This window comes from Burkholderia sp. 9120 (assembly GCF_000745015.1).
Lineage (GTDB): Bacteria > Pseudomonadota > Gammaproteobacteria > Burkholderiales > Burkholderiaceae > Paraburkholderia.
The window spans coordinates 1,574,158-1,590,299 of the sequence record NZ_JQNA01000002.1 but is presented as its reverse complement, the minus strand read 5'-3'; the positions used below and the strand labels follow the sequence as shown (position 1 = coordinate 1,590,299).

At 64.1% G+C, this 16,142-nt stretch carries 16 protein-coding genes; 4 read left to right on the top strand and 12 right to left on the bottom strand.

Going from position 1 to position 16,142, the window contains the following annotated elements; all coding sequences use genetic code 11:
• The 3 genes from FA94_RS15355 to FA94_RS15345 are packed head-to-tail and all read right to left on the bottom strand — an operon-like array spanning position 1 to position 3,275.
• Positions 1-1,149 (bottom strand): glycosyltransferase family 4 protein, encoded by a 1,149-nt coding sequence (locus FA94_RS15355; protein WP_035552652.1) that lies wholly within the window; start codon positions 1,147-1,149, stop codon positions 1-3.
• Positions 1,150-1,185: 36 nt separating this feature from the next.
• Complete coding sequence (locus FA94_RS15350) at positions 1,186-2,016, bottom strand: glycosyltransferase (RefSeq protein WP_035552649.1); 831 nt, start codon at positions 2,014-2,016, stop codon at positions 1,186-1,188.
• A complete protein-coding gene (locus FA94_RS15345) occupies positions 2,013-3,275 on the bottom strand; it encodes an oligosaccharide flippase family protein (protein ID WP_035552646.1) in 1,263 nt (420 codons plus the stop codon). Before FA94_RS15345 ends, FA94_RS15350 begins: the two co-directional genes overlap by 4 nt.
• A 302-nt stretch (positions 3,276-3,577) precedes the next feature.
• Between FA94_RS15345 and FA94_RS15340 the strand changes: the two genes are divergently transcribed.
• From FA94_RS15340 to waaA, 4 genes are all read left to right on the top strand, one after another.
• Positions 3,578-4,972 carry a phosphomannomutase/phosphoglucomutase gene (locus FA94_RS15340; protein WP_035552640.1) on the top strand — a complete coding sequence of 465 codons (1,395 nt, stop codon included), beginning with the start codon at positions 3,578-3,580 and terminating at the stop codon, positions 4,970-4,972.
• Positions 4,973-5,193: 221 nt separating this feature from the next.
• On the top strand, positions 5,194-6,195 hold the full coding sequence (gene waaC, locus FA94_RS15335; RefSeq protein ID WP_035552638.1) for a lipopolysaccharide heptosyltransferase I: 1,002 nt from the start codon (positions 5,194-5,196) through the stop codon (positions 6,193-6,195).
• A 49-nt stretch (positions 6,196-6,244) separates the two neighbouring features.
• Positions 6,245-7,129, top strand: coding sequence for a Kdo hydroxylase KdoO (kdoO, locus tag FA94_RS15330; protein ID WP_035552635.1), 885 nt, complete (start codon positions 6,245-6,247; stop codon positions 7,127-7,129).
• Positions 7,130-7,196: 67 nt separating this feature from the next.
• Positions 7,197-8,510 carry a lipid IV(A) 3-deoxy-D-manno-octulosonic acid transferase gene (gene waaA / locus FA94_RS15325; protein WP_035552633.1) on the top strand — a complete coding sequence of 438 codons (1,314 nt, stop codon included), beginning with the start codon at positions 7,197-7,199 and terminating at the stop codon, positions 8,508-8,510.
• Positions 8,511-8,549: 39 nt separating this feature from the next.
• On the opposite strand, the gene ureG is transcribed toward waaA, so the two are convergent.
• The 9 genes from ureG to urtE form a co-directional block, all read right to left on the bottom strand.
• On the bottom strand, positions 8,550-9,194 hold the full coding sequence (gene ureG, locus FA94_RS15320; protein WP_035552631.1) for an urease accessory protein UreG: 645 nt from the start codon (positions 9,192-9,194) through the stop codon (positions 8,550-8,552).
• Between the two features lie 11 nt (positions 9,195-9,205).
• A complete protein-coding gene (locus FA94_RS15315) occupies positions 9,206-9,886 on the bottom strand; it encodes an urease accessory protein UreF (RefSeq protein WP_035552629.1) in 681 nt (226 codons plus the stop codon).
• Positions 9,873-10,592: an urease accessory protein UreE gene (gene ureE / locus FA94_RS15310; RefSeq protein WP_035552626.1), complete on the bottom strand. Its 720-nt coding sequence runs from the start codon at positions 10,590-10,592 to the stop codon at positions 9,873-9,875. The genes FA94_RS15315 and ureE overlap by 14 nt, the downstream gene beginning before the upstream one ends.
• 3 nt (positions 10,593-10,595) lie before the next feature.
• Positions 10,596-12,302: an urease subunit alpha gene (ureC, locus tag FA94_RS15305; protein WP_035552623.1), complete on the bottom strand. Its 1,707-nt coding sequence runs from the start codon at positions 12,300-12,302 to the stop codon at positions 10,596-10,598.
• Positions 12,303-12,357: 55 nt separating this feature from the next.
• Entirely contained in the window at positions 12,358-12,663 is a 306-nt protein-coding gene (locus FA94_RS15300) for an urease subunit beta (RefSeq protein WP_035552621.1), read from the bottom strand.
• A 16-nt stretch (positions 12,664-12,679) separates the two neighbouring features.
• Entirely contained in the window at positions 12,680-12,982 is a 303-nt protein-coding gene (ureA, locus tag FA94_RS15295; protein ID WP_011487082.1) for an urease subunit gamma, read from the bottom strand.
• Between the two features lie 176 nt (positions 12,983-13,158).
• Positions 13,159-13,962, bottom strand: coding sequence for a transporter substrate-binding domain-containing protein (locus tag FA94_RS15290; RefSeq protein WP_035552618.1), 804 nt, complete (start codon positions 13,960-13,962; stop codon positions 13,159-13,161).
• Between the two features lie 471 nt (positions 13,963-14,433).
• A complete protein-coding gene (locus tag FA94_RS15285) occupies positions 14,434-15,318 on the bottom strand; it encodes an urease accessory protein UreD (RefSeq protein WP_035552614.1) in 885 nt (294 codons plus the stop codon).
• Between the two features lie 111 nt (positions 15,319-15,429).
• Complete coding sequence (gene urtE, locus FA94_RS15280; protein ID WP_035552612.1) at positions 15,430-16,122, bottom strand: urea ABC transporter ATP-binding subunit UrtE; 693 nt, start codon at positions 16,120-16,122, stop codon at positions 15,430-15,432.
• Positions 16,123-16,142 lie beyond the last annotated feature (20 nt).

Genomic DNA, 16,142 nt, shown 5'->3' with positions numbered 1-16,142 from the left:
TTAAAGTAAAACGCCCGTCATTTTCTGCACCAGGTCTTTATACGTTTCGACGACCACGCGTTCGTCGAATTCTTCCGCGACTTTCTGTCGGCCGCGTTCCGCCATGGCCCGGCGTTCGGTGTTGCCCATGTCGAGCATCGTTGCCAGGCTCGCTGCCAGGCTGTCTGCATTGCGCACTTCGCAGAGCAGGCCGTTGACGCCGTCTTTCACGACCTCGCGGCAGCCCGGCACGTCGGTCGTAACGATCGGCCGGCCCATGGCCGATGCTTCCATCAGCGTGCGCGGCACGCCTTCGCGATACGACGGCAAAACAATGCAATCCGCATCGGCGATAAAAGGCCGCACGTCGTGCGCCTCACCAAGATACTCGATGATGCCTTCCCGCTCCCACGCCGCCACTTCTTCGCGCGTAATCGCGCTTGGATTGTCGACGCCGACCGGACCGAGCAATTGGAACCGCGCTTGCGGATAACGTTCACGCAAACGCCGCGCGGCGTCGACATATTCGCCGACGCCTTTGTCCCACAGCAGCCGCCCGATCAGCACGAAACGGAAGTCCGCGCGCTCGGGCAACGGTGCGAACGCGAACTGTTCGAGATCGACGCCCTCGCCATGCAACAGCCGCGCGCGTTCAGGATGCACCAGCAAATTCTGCTCGACAAAGGTGGCGTGGTCGTCGCGATTCAGAAACCAGATTTCGCGCGGGAAACGGAACGCGAAACGATACAGTTTTTTGGCGACCTGAGCGGCGCGGCTTGCCTGAATGAAGACGTAACCGAGTCCGGTTGTGACCGCAACCGATTGCACGCCCGCCAGCTTCGCCGCAATCGAACCGTAGATGTTCGGCTTGATCGTGTAATGGAACACCACATGCGGGCGGATCGTGCGGTATTGCCGGTAGAGCGACCACAGCGTGCGCAGATCGTCGCGCGGACTGGTGCCCTTCGACGCCATCGGCAGTTCGATACAGCGGCAGCCCATCGCGGTGAGCAGTTCGAAGGTGCGGTCGCGCGGCGCGAGCACCGTCACGTCGACGCCGCGTCCCACCAGCATACGGATCAGCCCTTGCCGATAGGTATAGATTGCCCAGGCGGTATTACAGACGAGTGTAATGCGCAACGCGGGCGTCGACTTCAAGGCAGGCTTCATGCGGAACGGGCTCGGCGGTGAATGGGGAGAGGTGAATCAATGGCTCGCGCGCGGCGCGAGCAGCAGGCGTTTGATCCGCTGCAGCGCGCGGTACGGTGTTACCAGATGCAGCAGATTCTTGACGAGGCCAAGCCAGTCGTACGGATTGACCGGGTCGAAGTAGCGCCATTGCAATCGCAGCGTCGAGCTTACCTGGCGGCGCCGTTTGGTCGCGCTGATGCCGCCTTCGTTCAGCTCGTAGTAGAGCCCGAGCTCGGGCAGGTTCGCGCAGTCGTAGCGCTGCATCAGGCGCACGAACAGATCGAGGTCTTCGGCGGAGCGGTATTCGGCGCGGTAGTTGCCGACTTCGCGTACAGCGTCGATACGCAGCATCATCGACGGATGCGCGAGACATGAGCGGAAGAAGCGCATGCGCCGGATCGCTTTGGGCTCAGGCGGCGGCGTCAGCATGAAGAGCGGTTTGCCGGCCCGCGTGACGACTTGCGTCCACATGCCGAGGCCGGCCACACGCGGATGCAGTTCCATGAACACGCGTTGTTTCGCGAGCCGCTGCGGCACGCTGCGGTCGCCCGCGTCGATGCGGGCCGCGTAGCGAAAGCCGCGCTGCGCGAGCGTGTCGATGCCGGTTTGCAGCGCACGTTCGATGCCGCCGTTCTGCGGCATGCGCAACACCTCGATCTTCATGTTGGCGATGACGGGCGCGACGATAGGCGGCGTGCTGCCGTCGTCGACGATCAGCACCTGGATCGGCGCGGTTTCGCTGAACGAGGCGAGCGTCAGATCGACGTCGGCCTGACCGTTGTACGCGGGCATCAGCACCGCGACGTCGTCGAGGGGAATCTGCGCGGCGGCGGATGAGTTCGTCATGGGCGCAATTTGAAACGGATGTAATAAAGATTAACCGACGCGGCGGCCAGATAGCCGGCCGCGAGGCCGACCAGCGCACCGTAGGCGCCCAGCCGCGGAATCGCCAGCAGATTCACCGCGAATGCGACGGCCAGCGCCAGCAACCACTTGGCGAGCAGGACGAAGCGCGCCTGATACTTGAGCACGATCAGATTGCCGATCGCTTCGATGCCGGCGGGCACCGACAGCCACACCGCCCAGCGGAAAATCTCGATGGCGCCTTCGAAGTCCGGCCCGAACACGCGGCGAATGATCAACCCCGCCAGCAGATCCAGCACGAGCGCGCCGCTCACCATCAGCGCGGCGGTCATGGCGGTGAGCCGCCACATGTTGCGGCGCAGTTGCGCGGCGTCCTGCACCCGGTAGACGAAGGCGGGCGCGATGGTCTGCGCGAGCATCAGCGCGAGCGTGATCCAGTTTTCGTTCAGTTGCTGGGCGGCGGAGTAGCGTCCGAGATCGGCGAACGAAATGGCGCGTTCGAGCATGAGCCGGTCCAGTTTCAGGAACAGGTACATACAGATCAGGCCGACCCAGAACACGGTCCCTGCGCTGGCGAAATGCCGGAACAGCGAACGGTCGATGCGCCAGCCGAGCGTGCCGCCATGCCGCCGGATGAAATAGATCAGCAGCACCGCGCCGATCGCCGCCGATTCGAGCGCCCACAGCCAGCCGAAGCGCGCGGGCGTGGCCGCGGCGCGCACCAGCAGATAGACGAGCCCGGCCTTGAGCACGGCGGTGCTCATGCTGGTGAGCAACTGCGGCTTGCTGTAGGTCATGCTTTGCAGCCACGCGTTGATCACGCCGACGAACGGCTCGCGAAACAGCATGGTCACGGCGAGGCCCGCGAGCATGGCGCCGACCAGCGGGTCGAAGACGTGCAACGCAATGCCGAGCCAGGTAAGCAGCAGCGCCACCGCCGACACGGAAAAGCGCAGCGCGAAGGCGCTGCCGAGCACGGTGCCCAGTTGTGCGGGCGGCCGCGCGACGATGGTGGGCACCAGGATTTCCGCGCCGCACACCCAGGTGATCGGTGACAGCACCAGCAGCAGCGTGTTCGCGTATTGCCACTTGCCGAACGTGTCCGGCCCGAAGTAACGCGCCAGCATGCCGCTGATCGCGATGGCCACGCCGATCTGCGTGAGCCGTTCGAGGCCTAGCCAGACGATATTCGTGAAGGCGCGCGTGACGTCCGGATTGGCGAAGCGTTTGAGCGTCAGCATGCGATGGCCGCGTGGCGGTTCGCTCGCTCGTACGGTGTGACTTGCATGATGGAAAACGCGGGCGCGACGCGCGCGCCGGTTATCTGCCGATCTCCCCACCGGGCTGGCCGTCGCGGCAACTTTACAAATGGAGAGCGTCTAAGCATTAGAATGGCGTAATAAGGCAGGACCGAAAAACGCGATTATAAGTTGGAACCGGATCGCTTCCGGCAAGGGCGCATCGCAATGTTTCATCGCTATGTTTTACCGATCGTTAGTCGGTGCGCCAGTCAAAATTTTCCATTGCACGCAAGTGAGCCAACATGATCTCCAAATCTATTTTCAAGGCGTATGACATTCGCGGTGTAATCGGCAAGACGCTCGACGCCGACGCCGCGCGTTCCATCGGCCGCGCATTCGGCAGCGAAGTGCGGGCGCAAGGCGGCGACGCCGTGGTGGTCGCACGCGACGGCCGCCTGTCGGGTCCCGAGCTGATCCAGGCGTTGTCGGACGGTTTGCGTGAAGCGGGCGTCGACGTGGTCAACGTCGGCATGGTGCCCACGCCGGTCGGTTACTTCGCGGCCAGCGTGCCGTTGCAACTGGCCGGCGGCGAGCGCCGCGTCGATTCGTGCATCGTCGTGACGGGCAGCCACAATCCGCCGGACTACAACGGCTTCAAGATGGTCTTGCGCGGCGCGGCCATTTACGGCGAACAGATCCTGGCGCTGCATCAGCGCATCGTCGACGACAACTTCTCGCAGGGCAGCGGCACCTACACCGAATACGACATCGCCGATGTCTATCTCGAGCGCATTGCCAGCGACATCAAGCTCACGCGTCCCATGAAGATCGTGGTCGACACCGGTAACGGCGTGGCCGGCGGTCTTGCGCCGAAGCTCTTCAAGAAGCTCGGCTGCGAACTGGTCGAACTGTTTACCGAGATCGACGGCAACTTCCCGAACCATCACCCGGACCCGGCGCACCCGGAAAATCTGCAGGACGTGATCCGCGCGCTGAAGGAAACGGACGCCGAAATCGGCTTCGCGTTCGACGGCGACGGCGACCGCCTCGGCGTGGTCACCAAAGACGGCCAGATCATCTACCCGGACCGTCAGTTGATGCTGTTCGCGGAAGAAGTGCTGTCGCGCAACAAGGGCGCGCAGATCATTTACGACGTGAAGTGCACGCGCAACCTGGCGAAGTGGGTCAAGGAAAAAGGCGGCGAGCCGCTGATGTGGAAGACCGGCCACTCGCTCGTCAAGGCGAAGCTGCGTGAAACCGGCGCGCCGCTGGCGGGTGAAATGAGCGGCCACGTGTTCTTCAAAGACCGCTGGTACGGTTTCGACGACGGCCTGTACACGGGCGCGCGCCTGCTCGAAATTCTCACGCGCGTGGCGGACCCGAGCGCGCTGCTGAATTCGTTGCCGAACTCGCATTCCACGCCGGAACTGCAACTCAAGCTCGAAGAAGGCGAAAACTTCGAACTGATCGCGCGTATGCAGCAGAACGCGAAGTTCACCGGCGCGGACGACGTCGTGACGATCGACGGTCTGCGCGTCGAGTATCCGGACGGCTTTGGTCTGGCGCGTTCGTCGAACACCACGCCGGTCGTGGTGATGCGTTTCGAAGCCGACAACGACGCGGCGCTCAAGCGCATCCAGGAAGACTTCCGCCGCGTGATTCTCGCGGAAAAGGCGGACGCGAAGCTGCCGTTCTAAACGTTGCAGCGGCGGGGCGGTGCGGGTCGCGTTTCGACCCGAATCGCCGCCGTCGTCGAACGCGGCGCGGGTTTGACTTACCGCGCCGCGTTTTTTCATGGAATTGATATGCGACGCGCTAGAATTGCCGTCCTCGTGAGACAACCGGGACACCCGTGTTTTCTCCGCCCTTTGGGGCTCTTTCAACGCATCTTCGGGCCGGATAGCCGGTTTTCCCACTCTTGAGCGTGCAAAAGATACTGATCGTGAGGGTGTCGTCGTTGGGCGACGTCGTTCACAACATGCCGGTGATCGCCGATATCCGGCGCCGCCATCCCGAGGCGCAGATCGACTGGCTCGTCGAAGAGAGCTTCGTCGGCCTCGTGCAGCTCGTGAGCGGCGTGCGGCGCGCGATTCCCGTGTCGCTGCGGCGTTGGCGCAAGCGTTTGCTGTCGGCGGAAAACTGGCGCGAGATCGGCGCGTTTCGCCGCGCGCTTGCCGCCGAGAACTACGATCTGGTGATCGACTGCCAGGGGCTCATCAAGACCGCGTGGGTCGCGAGCATGGCGCGCGGACCGCTGGTCGGCCTCGCGAACCGCACCGACGGCGCGGGTTTCGAATGGCCGGTGCGGTTCTTCTACGACAAGCGCGTGCCGATCGAGCCGCGCACCCATGTGGTCGAACGTACGCGGCAACTGGTGGCCGCGGCGTTGAACGACCCGGCGCCGCAACCTACCGACGAGATCGACTTCGGTATCGACACCCAGCGCGCCGCGCTGGCGTTGTCGCAGGCCGATCTGAACCTGCCGGTGCCGTACGTGGTGTTCGTGCATGCCACCTCGCGCGCCGACAAGCAATGGCCGGATACCGCGTGGATCGACCTCGGGCAGTCGCTGGTGCGGCGTGGCGCGTCGCTCGTGCTGCCGTGGGGCAGCGAAGAAGAGCGCGCCACCAGCGAGCGGCTGGCGAAGGAATTCGGCGCGGCGGCCATCGTGCCGCCGAAGCTGTCGTTGCCCGCGGTGGTCGGCCTGATCGAAGGCGCGGCCGCGACGGTGGGGGTTGACACAGGTCTAGTCCACATCGCGGCGGCGCTGAAGCGCCCAACGGTCGAGTTGTACAATTTCGCCACCGCGTGGCGCACCGGCGGCTACTGGTCGCCGAACGTCGTCAATCTCGGCACGGCCGGGCAGCCGCCTACGCTGCAACAGGTGAAGTCGGCGCTGGCCGGATTCGGCCTGCTGTAGCCCGTGCAGTGCGCTTCGCCTTAAGCTCCATCCGTTTTCAAGGGCGACCATGAACGAAACCCAGATCATCGAAGTAGCGAACGCCGACTGGCACGGACGCAACCTGTCCGTGCCGCGCGAGACGCTGCTCGCCGGCGTCGAACGCGGCAAAGTGCTGTATTTCCCGAACCTGCGTTTCGCGATCGAAGGCGGCGAACAGGCGTTGCTCGATCCCGCGCTCGCCGATCCGAATCGCAAGAACATCAGTCTCGAACCCAACGGCGGCGCGTTGCACGGTGTGGCCGGCGACGCCGTCACGCAGTCGGCGGTGCGTGCGTTGATCGCGCGTTATCAGGCCAATGCGCGCACGCTGGTGGATGGTCTCTTCCCCGAATACAACGGCAAGTTGCGCGTGGCGCCGACCAGCCTGCGGCTGCATCAGGTGGAGACGCGCGAAACTTCGTGGCGCAAGGACGATAGCCGTCTGCATGTCGACGCGTTTCCGTCGCGGCCGAATTACGGCGAGCGGATTCTGCGCGTGTTCACCAACGTCAATCCGAACGGTTCGCCGCGCGTGTGGCGCGTCGGCGAACCGTTCGAGGACATGGCCCAGCGCTTCCTGCCGCGCATCAAACCGCAAATGCCGGGCGCCGCGTGGCTGCTGAATCTGCTGCACGTGACCAAATCGCCGCGCAGCGAGTACGACCACTTGATGCTGAATCTGCACGACGGCATGAAGGCCGACCTCGACTATCAGAAGTCGAGCCCGCAGGAGACCATGCCGTTTCCGCCGGGCAGCGTGTGGGTGTGTTTCTCGGACCAGACGTCGCACGCGGTGATGTCCGGCCAGTTCATGCTGGAGCAGACCTTCTTCCTGCCGGTCAAGGCGATGGCGCAACCCGAATGCGCGCCGCTCGGCATTCTCGAGCGCCTGAAGGGCAGGGCGCTGGTTTGAGCGCCGCAGTCCATGAGGTGGATGGCGCACGCCGGCCGGGTCGTACGTTCAGGCGCGCGGAGCCCCGATGCTGAGGGTGATCTATAACGCGCTCTGGTGGATCGTCGCGCCGCTCGCCGTGCTGCGTCTGTTGATCCGTTCGCGCAAGGAACGCGGTTATCGCGAGCATATCGGCGAACGCTTCGGTTACGCGCGCGGTCGGCTGCCCGAAGACAACGCGCCGTTGATCTGGGTGCACGCGGTGTCGGTGGGCGAGACGCGCGCCGCGCAACCGCTGATCGACGCGCTGATCAAGGCACGTCCCGACGCGCGCATTCTGCTGACGCATATGACGCCGAGCGGCCGCGCGACCGGCGAGCAGATCTTCGGCGACCGCGTGTTGCGCAGCTATCTGCCGTACGACATGCCGCATGCGGTGCGGCGGTTTTTGCGGACGTGGCGGCCGTCGCTCGGACTGGTGATGGAAACCGAAGTGTGGCCGACGCTGATCGACGAATGCCGTCGCGCGGAGGTGCCGCTGGTGCTGACCAATGCGCGGATGTCGGCGCGCTCGTTCAAGCGCGCGGCCAAATTCGGCGGCGCGACCAAAGACGTGTTCGGTGGCTTTGCGCGCGTGCTGGCGCAGAGTCCGTCGGATGCGGAGCGGCTGAGCGCGCTGGGCGCGCGCAATGTCGCGGTGCTCGGCAATCTGAAGTTCGACATGAGCACGCCGCCTGAGTTGGCGGCGCGGGGCCATGCATGGCGTGCGGCGATCGGCCCGCGGCCGGTGTGGGTCGCGGCGAGTACGCGTGAAGGCGAAGAGGAGCTGGTGTTGCAGGCGTTCGCGGCGCTGGGTGTGGACGATGCGTTGCTGATCCTGGTGCCGCGTCATCCGCAGCGCTTCAACGAAGTGGCCGCGCTGGTCGAACGGTTGGGGATGCGGCTCGAACGGCGTTCGAACTGGGCGCCGGGTGCGAAGGTGGCGTCGGCGGCTGCGGCCACGAGCGGTGGGTTGGCGGCTTTGCCCGTTGGCGTGAACGTGCTGCTGGGCGATTCGATGGGCGAGCTGGGCGCTTACTACGCCGCTTCGGATCTCGCGTTTATCGGTGGCAGCTTGCTGCCGCTTGGTGGACAGAATCTGATCGAAGCCTGCGCGGTCGGTGTGCCGGTGCTGATCGGCCCGCACGTGTTCAACTTCACGCAGGCCACGGCTGACGCGGTCGCGGCAGGCGCGGCAGTGCAGGTGCAGGACCCCGCCGAGCTGGCGAAGGCCCTGCGCGAACTGTTCGGCGACAAGGCCCGGCGGCTGGCGATGGGCGGCGCGGCGTCGGCGTTTGCCGCGCGCCATCGCGGCGCGACGGCGCGTACGGTGGATGTGTTGATGGCGTTGTTGCCGGAGTAGGCATTGGGGGGCGCGTTGAGCGCCCTCCGCGCGCCGGCCTCACACCTTCAACAACCCGTTCTTTTCAATAAACGCGATCACATCCGGAAGGCCATCCAGCGCCTTCAGATTGCACATCACAAACGGCCGTTCGCCGCGCATTTTCTTCGCGTCGGACGCCATCACCTCCAGGTTCGCGCCGACCATCGGCGCGAGGTCTGTCTTGTTGATCACCAGCAGATCCGACTTCGTAATGCCGGGGCCGCCTTTGCGCGGAATCTTCTCGCCGCCGGCCACGTCGATCACATAGATCGTCAGGTCCGACAATTCCGGGCTGAAAGTCGCCGCGAGATTGTCGCCGCCCGATTCGATGAACACGATATCCGCGTCGGGAAAACGCGTCAGCATGCGGTCCACTGCTTCGAGATTGATCGACGCGTCTTCGCGAATCGCCGTGTGCGGGCAGCCGCCGGTTTCGACGCCCATGATCCGCTCGGCCGGCAACGCGCCCGCCACCGTCAGCAGACGCTGATCTTCTTTCGTGTAGATGTCGTTGGTGATCGCGACGAGGTCGTAGCGCTCGCGCATCGCCTTGCAGAGCATTTCGAGCAACGTGGTCTTGCCCGAGCCGACCGGGCCGCCGACGCCCACACGCAGCGGCGGCAGTTTCTTGGTGCGCAGGGCGGGATGATGAGGTGCGTTCATGATGGATCGTTTTATGAGCGAAAGAGCCGCGAATACTGCGACTCGTGGCGCGCCGACAGAATGCCGAGCTGCGGCGCGAACGTGTTGATGTGTTCCGGCGGCGTGGCCAGCGCGCGCGTGACGGCGGCGTCGATCGGCTCGCGCAACGCGACGATGATGCGTTGCCCCGCGAGCTGTCCCAACGGCACGGCCTTCAACGCGGCGGCCGCCTGGTTCTCCACCCAACTGAACGCGTAGGCGGCGAGGGCGGCGTCGACGGCGGCGTCGTGCGCGTAGGCGGCGAAGGCAAAGGCCGTGGGTTGCGCGAGCGGCGTGAGCGCGGCGAGTGTCGTGCGTCGGGCGGCATCGCCCCATTCCAGCGACACACACAACTGCCGCAGCGACCAGCCCATCTGTTCGGTTTCGCGGCGCAGTTCCGCGGACTCGCGGCTGGCGAGGAACTCGCTGTTGGCTTCGGCGAGACCGGCGGCGTCATGCGTGCGCCAGCGTTCCATCTGATGCGCGATGAACGGCAATTCGCCGAGCGCGAGCACGTCGGAGAGGCCGCTCGCGATCCAGGCGCGGGCGGAATCGGCGTCGGTGATCAACTGCGCTTCGATCGCCGCTTCGAGGCCTTGCGAGTAGCTGAACGCGCCGATCGGCAGCGCCGGCGACGCGAGATGCAGCAGCGCCGTGAGTTCAGCGATGCGCATGGTGGTGGTGATGGCCGTGGCCGCACGATTCGTCGTGGACGTGATCGGCGTCGGCTTGATCGTGTTGCGCGCTGTGATCCGCGGCGCTGTGGCCGTGATCATGTGCGTGGCTGTGATCATGATCGTGATCGTGCGAGTGAGCATCCCCATGCGCGTGCGAGTGACCGTGCTCATGTGAATGCTCATGCCCATGATGCTCGCCAAACACCTGCTGCGCGAGCGCATAGTCCTCGGCGAACGTCTCGTCATGCCCATGCTTGTGCCCGCCGCCATACGCGCCGGATTCCGGCTGAAACGGCATCGACACCTGATCGACCGTCGCGCCGATGCGCTTGAGCATGTCGGCCAGCACCGGATCGTATTCGAGCTTCAGATAATCCGCGCCGACTTCCACCGGCGTGTGACGATTGCCGAGGTGATAAGCGGCACGCGTCAGCGTCAACGCGTCTTTCGCGCGCACGACCAGCACCGCTTCCGGCGCGGCCACCACACGCACCAGACCGCCGTCGTCGGCGACCAGCACGTCGCCGTCGCGCAGCACCGTGCCGCGCGGCAACAGCAACGCAATCTCTTCACCGCTATCCAGCGTGGCCGCGAGCCGGCTCTTGCGGCGTTCGTCGAAAGCCAGCGTCAGCGTCGGCGCGCGCTTCACCAGCACAGGTGCCAGCTTCAGATGCGGCGCGATCAGTTTGTCGAGTGTGCGCATGATTTAGAACAGGAAGTAGCGCTGCGCCATCGGCAGCACGGTGGCCGGTTCGCAGGTCAGCAACTGACCGTCGGCGATCACCTGGTAGGTCTCCGGATCGACGCTGATCACCGGGCGCCACGCGTTGTGAATCATGTCCGCCTTCGAGATGTTGCGGCAGTTCTTCACCGCGACGATACGTTTGTTCAGTCCATAACGTTCGCCCACATTCGCATCGGCGGCGAGTTGCGAGACGAAGGTCAGCGACGTGCGTCCCAACGCACCGCCGCGCGTCGCGAACATCTCGCGATAGTGGACCGGTTGCGGCGTCGGAATCGACGCGTTCGGGTCGCCCATCTGCGCCATCGCGATCATGCCGCCTTTGAGGATCAGCGACGGCTTGACGCCGAAGAACGCCGGTTCCCAGAACACCAGGTCGGCCCACTTGCCCGGTTCGATCGAGCCGACTTCATGCGAGATGCCGTGCGTGATCGCCGGGTTGATCGTGTACTTGGCGATGTAACGCTTCGCGCGGAAATTATCGTGGCGCGCGTTGTCTTCGGGCAGCGCGCCGCGTTGCACTTTCATCTTGTGCGCGGTCTGCCAGGTGCGAATGATCACTTCGCCGACGCGGCCCATGGCCTGCGAATCCGACGACAGCATCGACAACGCGCCGAGGTCGTGCAGGATGTCTTCGGCGGCGATGGTTTCGCGGCGAATCCGCGACTCGGCGAACGCGATGTCTTCCGCGATCGACGGGTCCAGGTGGTGGCACACCATCAGCATGTCGAGATGCTCTTCGAGCGTATTGACGGTGTACGGGCGCGTCGGATTGGTCGACGAGGGCAGCACGTTCGCTTCGCCGCACACCTTGATGATGTCCGGCGCGTGGCCGCCGCCCGCGCCTTCCGTGTGATACGTGTGAATCGTGCGGCCCTTGAACGCCGCCACGGTCGCCTCCACGAAACCCGCTTCGTTCAGCGTGTCCGTGTGGATCGCGACCTGCGTGTCGGTGTCGTCGGCAACGGAAAGACAGTTGTCGATCGCGGCCGGCGTCGTGCCCCAGTCCTCGTGCAGCTTCAGGCCGATCGCGCCCGCGGCGATCTGTTCCAGCGCCGGTTGCGGCTGGCTCACGTTGCCCTTGCCGAGAAAGCCGAGGTTCATCGGATAACCGTCGGCGGCCTGCAGCATGCGTTCGAGATGCCACGGACCGGGCGTGCAGGTGGTCGCGTTGGTGCCGGTGGCCGGACCCGTGCCGCCGCCGAGCATGGTCGTCACGCCGCTTGCGAGCGCTTCTTCGATCTGCTGCGGGCTGATGAAGTGAATGTGCGTGTCGATGCCGCCGGCCGTCACGATCAGCCCTTCGCCGGCGATCACTTCCGTGGACGCGCCGATCGCGATCGTCACGTTCGGCTGGATGTCGGGATTGCCCGCCTTGCCGATCGCCGCGATGCGGCCGTTCTTGATACCGATGTCGGCCTTGACGATGCCCCAGTGATCGAGAATCAGCGCGTTCGTCACGACGGTATCGACCACGTCGGCATGCACGCGCTGCGACTGGCCCATGCCGTCGCGAATCACTTTGCCGCCGCCGAATTTCACTTCTTCGCCGTAGGTGGTGAAGTCGCGTTCGACTTCGATCAGCAGCTCGGTATCGGCGAGGCGCACGCGGTCGCCGGTGGTGGGGCCGAACATTTCCGCGTAAGCGCGGCGGCCAATGCGTAAGGTCATGGTGTGGGTCCGGAAATGAGCAGGGCGGTTCAGGCGAGCGAGCGCGCGTGGCGCATCACAGCTTGCCCATCACCTTGCCGTTGAAGCCGTAGACGACACGGTCGCCCGCCAGTTCGACCAGCTCGACGGTGCGTTCCTGGCCGGGCTCGAAGCGCACGGCGGTGCCCGCCGCGATATTCAGCCGGAAGCCGCGCGCCGCTTCGCGGTCGAAGGCGAGTGCTTCGTTGACTTCGTAGAAGTGGTAATGCGAGCCGATCTGCACGGGCCGGTCGCCGGTGTTCGACACGAGGACCGTCACGGTGGCGCGGCCCGCGTTGAGCTCGTGTTCGCCGTCGTCGATGATGAGTTCGCCGGGGATCATGGGGCTGCCTTCGTGATTAGGGGATCGGGTGATGCACGGTGACGAGCTTGGTGCCGTCGGGGAAGGTGGCTTCGACCTGGATGTCGGGGATCATTTCCGGCACGCCTTCCATGACGTCGTCACGGGTGAGCAGCGTGGTGCCGTAGTGCATGACCTCGGCGACGGTTTTGCCGTCGCGGGCCGCTTCCATCAGCGCGGCGGTGATGAACGCGATCGCTTCCGGGTAATTGAGTTTGAGGCCGCGGGCGCGGCGCCTTTCGGCGAGCAGCGCGGCGGTGAAGATCAGCAGCTTGTCCTTCTCGCGAGGTGTCAGCTTCATCGAATGTGTGCGTAGGGTTGCGACGGCCGCGGCGGCGGCCCCGTGGCGGGACCGGCTACGACGATGTTAGGCGCTGCGTGCCATGGCGACGATCGCGTGCGGCGCACGGGATGAAGCCATGACGAGTGCAATGCCGGATAAGCCGGTCACAGTATCAAGTTCGGCTAACGATGCGCTTACAGGTCGGCGGGCAGCGGCGCGCCGAACCATTTCTTCGACATCGTGTTGAGCGTGCCGTCCTGTTTCGCCTGCGCGATAGCCGCGTTCACTTTCTGCTGCAGACGCGGCTCATTCTTGTTCATACCGACGAAGCAGGGCGAGTTCTTGATCACGAACTTCGGCTCCGGCCGCCGCGGCGGATTTTTCGCGAGAATCGCGGCAGCGACGATATTGCCGGCAGCGATCAGTTGAACCTGGCCCGAGAGAAACGCCGCGATGGTCGCGTTGTTGTCTTCGAAACGTTTGATGGTGGCGTTTGGCGCCATTTGCGTGAGGGCGATTTCCTCGAGTGCGCCGCGTGTGGCGCCGACGGTTTTACCGGTGAGATCGGCGGGACCGGAGACCTTGATATCGGCGGGACCGAACACGCCCTGGTAGTACGGAGCGTAGGTGGAGGAGAAATCGATGACCTTCTCGCGGTCGGGCGTTTTACCGAGCGACGAGATGACCAGATCGACCTTACCGGTTTGCAGATACGGGATCCGGTTCGCGCTATTGACTGGCACGAGTTCGAGCTTCACGTTCATCGATTTTGCGAGGAGTGCGGCGGTATCGATGTCATAGCCTTGCGGCTTCATGTCCGCGCCGACGGAGCCAAACGGCGGATAGTCTTCCGGCACGGCGACTTTGAGCACCCCGGCCTTGGCGATGTTATCGAGCGTATCGGCCTGAGCAGCGGTCGCGGCAACGACGAGAACCGGCGACAGCAGAAGAGCAGCGAGCCAGGCGCGACGCGCGGGGCGGGGAGCGGAATGTTTCATGTTGGGTGAGCGTGGTGTCGAGCGGGTCGGCTGCCGTCAGGACGCGGCAGCATCGTAACGAAACCGATGCAAGGTATATGCCAAGCCCGTGCAGCAAAGCCGAGCGAGGGAAGGAAGAGGCTAATGCACTAAGACGGAGCGACGCACCGCGCCAGAGTGGTGCACCAGATCTTACGAAGGTGAAAGCACCCACGAGGATGAACAACCGCGACGGCGCGCGCAGCGCCGCCGGAAGAATGACTGCTGTGTCACTGACGTGGAATGTGCGAGAACACGGATTCCAGATGAGCCACTACCTGTCGCAGACCCCGGGCCCCGCTTAAGAGCTAGCGGTGTGAGCCGCTTTCTTTTGCTTACTTTGCTTTGCGGCAGGCAAAGAAAAGTGAGTGCCGCCCCGCACAGGGGCGACGCTAATAGACCACCATGACAACAAGGAAAGGCCAAACCCGCAGGCACACAGACAAAGACAACCTACGTACTCCAAATCCGCAAAGGCACAGCCCGAACCCCATGCACAACCGGCCGCAACTGCAACCAGCACTGAGTAAGAGCACGCTGCAGCGTCTCCATGGACCGCGAGACAGCGCGCACGACGATCACACCCTGAGTGACACAAGAAGCGGCTCCACGCAGAGAATCATCAAACGGCAGCTGCGCCGTCAGCGCCTCAGCGAGAGCATCATCGCAAGCCGCCCCAACGGCCCACAGCGTGCCATAAGCCGGAAACCCGGCCAACCCTTGCGCCGCATCCCTTAGCGGATCGCTTGCCGAAAGATTGGCGCGCTCAAGCCAAAGCAACTTACCGTCAGGGCCCACGATCCGCGACACAGCCCGCAAGCTTCCTTCGGACCACCGCTCACCAGCCGCCTGCCGGCCAAGTTGGGTGGCATCCCAACCTAAAGCGGTAGCACCTTCAGCCAACGTCAACGAAAACTCAAGCCCCGCATTAGCGGAATCAAAAACGATATTGTTCTGCGGCAACCAATCGAGCTTCGCGTTCGCACCGACCCGCACAGCAATCTGCTGCCGAGCCTCCCGCCCATTCGACTTGTACCACTTGGTCGCCCCAGGCGTGGTCACGACAGCATGCGCACCCGCGCCAACATCCACATCGATATCCAGTCGATCCCCACCCGCGACCCCGCCTGGCGGATGCACGATCACCGCATGACAGATCGCCTGACCTTCGGGATAGAGCGGCCGTTGAATCCGCAACGGCCCTTCATGCAGACGATGCTTGAGCGTAGTCCGCCCATCGTGTTCGACGAACCCGAGTTCGAGCCGCGCGCGCCATTGCGAGTGCGCACCGGCTTGTGCAGCGGCGGCGAGCGTGATGTGATTTTCGTGAAGCGACATGCGAATGAACGAGCGATCGACGTGTTAGGACGAAACGCGCCGGAGCGCGCCGCCACAGAATGCGGCGAGAATAGCACGCACGGCTGGAGCCGCCGAACCGCGCCGCACTGGTCAAACGGCAATCAACGCCCGCACCCCATCCACATCCATATTCGCCCCTTCGCCACCCGCGACGATCTCACCACGGCTCATCACCCAATACCGGTCGGCGATATCTTTAGCGAAGTCGTAGTACTGCTCGACCAGCAGTACGGTCATGCCCATTTCCTCGACCAGTTGACGCAGCGTGCGCCCGATGTCCTGAATGATCGACGGCTGAATCCCTTCGGTGGGTTCGTCGAGAATGAGCAGTTGCGGATCGCTCATCAGCGCGCGGCCAATCGCGAGTTGTTGCTGTTGACCGCCTGACAGATCGCCGCCACGGCGCGTGCGCGTGTCCTTCAGAACAGGAAACAGCTCATAAATGCGATCCGGAATCTTCTTCGGCGCTTTCTTGCTCGCGGCACCGACCAGCAGATTTTCTTCGACGGTCAGACGCGGAAAAATATCGCGCCCCTGCGGCACATACGCCAGGCCTTTTTCCACACGGGAGTAAGTCGGCAATTTGGTAATCGGCGCACCACGCCACGCGATCGAGCCGCTCTTCGTCTGCACGACACCCATCAGGCAGCGCAACAACGTGGTTTTCCCCACGCCGTTGCGGCCCAACAGAACCGTGAGCTTGCCATCGGGCACAGTGAGCTTCACATCCCGCAGAATGTGACTGCCGCCGTAATACTGGTTCAGGTTTTCTACTTCGAGCATATCCGTTCGACCCTTTGAGT

Excerpts from the sequence above, each read along its gene's own strand:
- ureA (WP_011487082.1), bottom strand. The coding sequence starts at position 12,982 with ATGAAGCTGACACCTCGCGAGAAGGACAAGCTGCTGATCTTCACCGCC.
- FA94_RS15345 (WP_035552646.1), bottom strand. The coding sequence starts at position 3,275 with ATGCTGACGCTCAAACGCTTCGCCAATCCGGACGTCACGCGCGCCTTC.
- kdoO (WP_035552635.1), top strand. The coding sequence starts at position 6,245 with ATGAACGAAACCCAGATCATCGAAGTAGCGAACGCCGACTGGCACGGA.
- FA94_RS15340 (WP_035552640.1), top strand. The coding sequence starts at position 3,578 with ATGATCTCCAAATCTATTTTCAAGGCGTATGACATTCGCGGTGTAATC.
- ureG (WP_035552631.1), bottom strand. The coding sequence starts at position 9,194 with ATGAACGCACCTCATCATCCCGCCCTGCGCACCAAGAAACTGCCGCCG.
- FA94_RS15355 (WP_035552652.1), bottom strand. The coding sequence starts at position 1,149 with ATGAAGCCTGCCTTGAAGTCGACGCCCGCGTTGCGCATTACACTCGTC.
- FA94_RS15315 (WP_035552629.1), bottom strand. The coding sequence starts at position 9,886 with ATGCGCATCGCTGAACTCACGGCGCTGCTGCATCTCGCGTCGCCGGCG.
- urtE (WP_035552612.1), bottom strand. The coding sequence starts at position 16,122 with ATGCTCGAAGTAGAAAACCTGAACCAGTATTACGGCGGCAGTCACATT.
- FA94_RS15350 (WP_035552649.1), bottom strand. The coding sequence starts at position 2,016 with ATGACGAACTCATCCGCCGCCGCGCAGATTCCCCTCGACGACGTCGCG.
- FA94_RS15300 (WP_035552621.1), bottom strand. The coding sequence starts at position 12,663 with ATGATCCCCGGCGAACTCATCATCGACGACGGCGAACACGAGCTCAAC.
- waaA (WP_035552633.1), top strand. The coding sequence starts at position 7,197 with ATGCTGAGGGTGATCTATAACGCGCTCTGGTGGATCGTCGCGCCGCTC.
- ureC (WP_035552623.1), bottom strand. The coding sequence starts at position 12,302 with ATGACCTTACGCATTGGCCGCCGCGCTTACGCGGAAATGTTCGGCCCC.
- ureE (WP_035552626.1), bottom strand. The coding sequence starts at position 10,592 with ATGCGCACACTCGACAAACTGATCGCGCCGCATCTGAAGCTGGCACCT.
- FA94_RS15290 (WP_035552618.1), bottom strand. The coding sequence starts at position 13,962 with ATGAAACATTCCGCTCCCCGCCCCGCGCGTCGCGCCTGGCTCGCTGCT.
- FA94_RS15285 (WP_035552614.1), bottom strand. The coding sequence starts at position 15,318 with ATGTCGCTTCACGAAAATCACATCACGCTCGCCGCCGCTGCACAAGCC.